At 37.5% G+C, this 3,760-nt stretch carries 3 protein-coding genes and 1 tRNA gene; 2 read left to right on the top strand and 2 right to left on the bottom strand.

The window, feature by feature from the left end:
• Positions 1–36 precede the first annotated feature (36 nt).
• Together NYQ66_RS05780 and clpP are read right to left on the bottom strand one after the other, a co-directional pair.
• Positions 37–1,199 (bottom strand): IS3 family transposase gene (locus NYQ66_RS05780; RefSeq protein ID WP_259867866.1). Its coding sequence is split into 2 segments (ribosomal slippage): positions 37–917 and positions 917–1,199, totalling 1,164 coding nucleotides; the frame shifts between segments, so codons are not numbered across the junction.
• Positions 1,200–1,321: 122 nt separating this feature from the next.
• Entirely contained in the window at positions 1,322–1,909 is a 588-nt protein-coding gene (gene clpP / locus NYQ66_RS05775; protein WP_259867873.1) for an ATP-dependent Clp endopeptidase proteolytic subunit ClpP, read from the bottom strand.
• A 318-nt stretch (positions 1,910–2,227) separates the two neighbouring features.
• Between clpP and NYQ66_RS05770 the strand changes: the two genes are divergently transcribed.
• Positions 2,228–2,300 (top strand) — tRNA-Arg (locus tag NYQ66_RS05770).
• A gap of 158 nt (positions 2,301–2,458) precedes the next feature.
• Entirely contained in the window at positions 2,459–3,565 is a 1,107-nt protein-coding gene (locus NYQ66_RS05765; RefSeq protein ID WP_259867870.1) for a nitric oxide synthase oxygenase, read from the top strand.
• Positions 3,566–3,760: the final 195 nt, after the last annotated feature.

Genomic DNA, 3,760 nt, shown 5'->3' with positions numbered 1-3,760 from the left:
TGAACTGACCTAGTAATATGAGACAAGAAAAAGCACCTATGCTGCCTTTGCCCTGAATTGAACAGGGGAAAGGCAGTTTAATTTTGAAAACGGTCGTATATAGTTGTAATAATACATGTAAGATTCGACTTTTTCTAGTACAATAGAGTTTGTAAGACGCGCCTTTTGGTGTGTGTAGAATTCTTCCGACTTTATGGTGGAGTGGAAGGATTCAATGACGGCATTATCAAAGCAATTGCCTTTGCGGGACATGCTTGTGATAATGCCTTTTTCTTCAGCTAACTCTTGAAAAGCATACGAAGTGTATTGCGATCCCTGGTCACTGTGAAGTATCAGTCCTTTCGTTTCTCGCCCATTACAAGCTGCTTTCAATGTTTCTAGCACTAGATCTACTTCTTGGTTATGACTAACTCGATAAGCAACAATTTCATTATTGTACAAATCCATGATGGATGATAAATACATCGTTGACTCTCCAAAATTCAAGTATGTTATATCTGTAACCCACTTTTGGTTAGGTCTATCTGCTTTAAAATTCTGTTCCAACAAATTTGGAACGATACATTTACTTTCACCAGCAATTTTTGATTTTCTTTTAGGTTTGACTCGACATTGGATGTTGTATTTTTGCATGATTCTTTGCACAGTTAACCTATTTACAGAAATATGATGATCCTCTTTTAATATTTTTTTAACCATTCTATGTCCAACTCTGTATTTTAGGGTTTTACAAATATCGATTATTTGTTGTTCTAGCTCAGTCGGTTCCCATGACTTTTGAAGCCAACGATAGTAAGTAGATCTAGGGACTCCAATACAATCACATATCATCGATACCGCATAAACTTCCTTTAATGACTCCACTAGCTCTATTACTACTTCTGGTACCAACTCCCTTCGATTTCCTGGTACTTTTTTAAGATTTCATTTTTAATTTTTAGATGCTTAACTTGCCGTTTTAATTGGTCTATTTCACTTAGCTCCTCAGGACCTTTCCCAAAGGAATATTGTTTACCAATGGGTTGCGACAGTCGGTGTTCCTCCCCATCACGAAACCATTTCATCCATCTTTTGATTTGACTAACGTTACGTATACCGCACTTCTCCATAATCTGTTTATTGGTATATTTTTTAGACAACTTCATTTCAATGACTTTCCTTTTAACCTCTTCAGAATAAACATTTTTATTTTCTCCCATGAGAAAAGCACCTCCAGTAGTCGTTTAATTTATATACGACTCAGGGGGTGCTTTTTCCTCTGTCTCATTTAGTTAGGTCACTCCACTCTTTTTTAGAAGGGTCCTTTTTATTGATTACAAGATTAGTCGGCATTTTTCTCCATTACTTTATCGATTAAGCCATAATCTTTTGCTTTTGCAGCAGACATGAAATTATCACGCTCTGTATCTCTTTCGATTACTTCAAGTGGTTGACCTGTGCGCTCAGAAAGAATTTTGTTCAGTTTACCACGCATTTCAATAATACGGTTAGCGTGAATTTGGATATCCGTTGCTTGACCTTGTGTTCCGCCAAGTGGTTGGTGTATCATAACTTCACTGTTTGGAAGTGCATAACGTTTGCCTGGCTCACCAGCAGCTAATAAGAATGCACCCATAGATGCAGCCATACCGATACAAATTGTAGATACTTTTGGTTTAATGAATTGCATCGTATCATATATTGCCATACCAGCTGTGATCGATCCACCTGGTGAGTTAATGTATAAAGAAATATCTTTTTCCGGATCTTCTGCAGCTAAAAATAGTAACTGTGATACAATACTATTTGCTACGTTATCATCAATTCCACTACCTAGCATAATAATGCGGTCTTTTAACAGTCTAGAGTAAATATCGTATGCACGTTCTCCGCGGTTTGTTTGTTCAATAACTGTAGGTATTAAATTCATTGGAAATTCTCCTCCTTTATGTAAGTCCACTCATCTATATAGATGATTAACTATCCTTATCATAACTAATTGGTCAATTAAGGTCAAACGAAACACATTAACTTATGTAATAGTTTTTAGCCACGCTGTAACAAATCTATAGGACCAATGTAAATCTAATTTTCATCCTTCCCTATTTTCTATGAAATAAACATTGAAATAAGAACGTTTCTTTTGTTTTTGGGTAGTTTTTTGCGATAGGACAGCAAGGATTCCATTGAATTGATCTATGATTTGAGATATAATGATTTTTGTGGCAATTTTATTTCCAAAAATTATGCGCCCGTAGCTCAGGGGATAGAGCAATGGTTTCCGGTACCATGAGTCGGGGGTTCAAATCCCTCCGGGCGCGCTTAACTAAAGACAAAGAGCCTTTTTCGAGGTCTTTGTCTTTTTTGTATAATTAATATTATAGTGAATGGTTCTTAGGTCTATGCTTACATATTATAGGTAACCTAGGTAATGGCTAATGCTAATACAAAGATCATCATTATGTGGAGGTTAATTAGAATGACTAGTGGAAACAACACAGACCGAGCCAAGCTAATGAAAGAAGCTGAAAACTTTCTAACCAATTGTTATGATGAGCTTGGATATAGCATGACTGAATTAAATAGTAGAGTAAACCAAGTGAATGAAGAAATATCATCAAACGGTTTCTATGCACATACAACAGAAGAATTAAAGCACGGTGCAAAAATGGCGTGGAGAAATTCAAATAAATGTATTGGTCGATTGTTTTGGGATCGATTGCACGTTATAGATGCCAGAGGAACAAAAGAAGAGAATGCCATTTTTGAGCAACTATTTAACCATATCTCCTTTGCCACAAATGGTGGTAAGATTATCCCGACCATCACCATCTTTGATCCAGTAATTCCTGGTGAAGACCCTATTCGGATATGGAATCATCAGTTGCTTCGATATGCAGGATATGAAACAGAACAAGGCGTCATTGGAGATCCAGATTCTATCACATTCACAAAAGTTTGTCTGGAACTTGGATGGGAAGGAAATGGTACAGCCTTTGATTTATTACCATTAGTCATTCAGGTGGGGAATAAACAACCAATGTGGAAAGAAATACCTGAAGAAATAATTATGGAAGTACCAATTGAACATCCAACCGAGCCTATTTTTGGTGATATGGAAGTGAAATGGTATGGAGTGCCGATCATTTCAGATATGCGGTTAGAAATTGGTGGGATCCAATATTGTGCTGCTCCATTTAACGGATGGTATATGGGAACGGAGGTTGGCGCTCGTAACTTCGCCGATGAAAATCGTTATAATTTATTGCCTCTCGTTGCCAATAATTTAAACTTAGATGTGCAAACGAACCGTTCATTGTGGAAAGATCGAGCATTAGTAGAATTAAACCTGGCAGTCTTATATTCCTACCAACAGCATGGGGTTACTATTGTAGATCATCACACGGCAGCTCAACAATTCCTTGCTTTTGAAAACAAAGAGATTCAATCTGGGCGAGATGTCACTGGCATGTGGTCGTGGCTCATTCCACCAGTTTCACCTGCGACAACACATGTGTTTCATAAAAGGTATGAAAATAAAGTTATCACGCCTAATTACTATTATCAGGAGAAGCCGTTTATCTAACATGGTTAATAAGTTTAAGTGAAGTTTTATCTAAAAGAAGTTTAGTTATGACGGATTTTATATAAACTCTGTCTTAACTATCTGACCCGCTACTCAAGTGAAATTGGCTCCCTTTCCGCGGGCACGGCCTCAGCTAACTCAGGAGCAAAGAGCGCTCCTGAGTGGATCTTCGGCTCGCGCTGTTCCCGCAGGAGT

Source organism: Aquibacillus koreensis (assembly GCF_025154055.1).
Classification (GTDB): domain Bacteria; phylum Bacillota; class Bacilli; order Bacillales; family Amphibacillaceae; genus Aquibacillus_C; species Aquibacillus_C koreensis.
The sequence above is the reverse complement of the archived record's forward strand: the minus strand, read 5'-3'. Positions and strand labels throughout refer to the sequence as shown.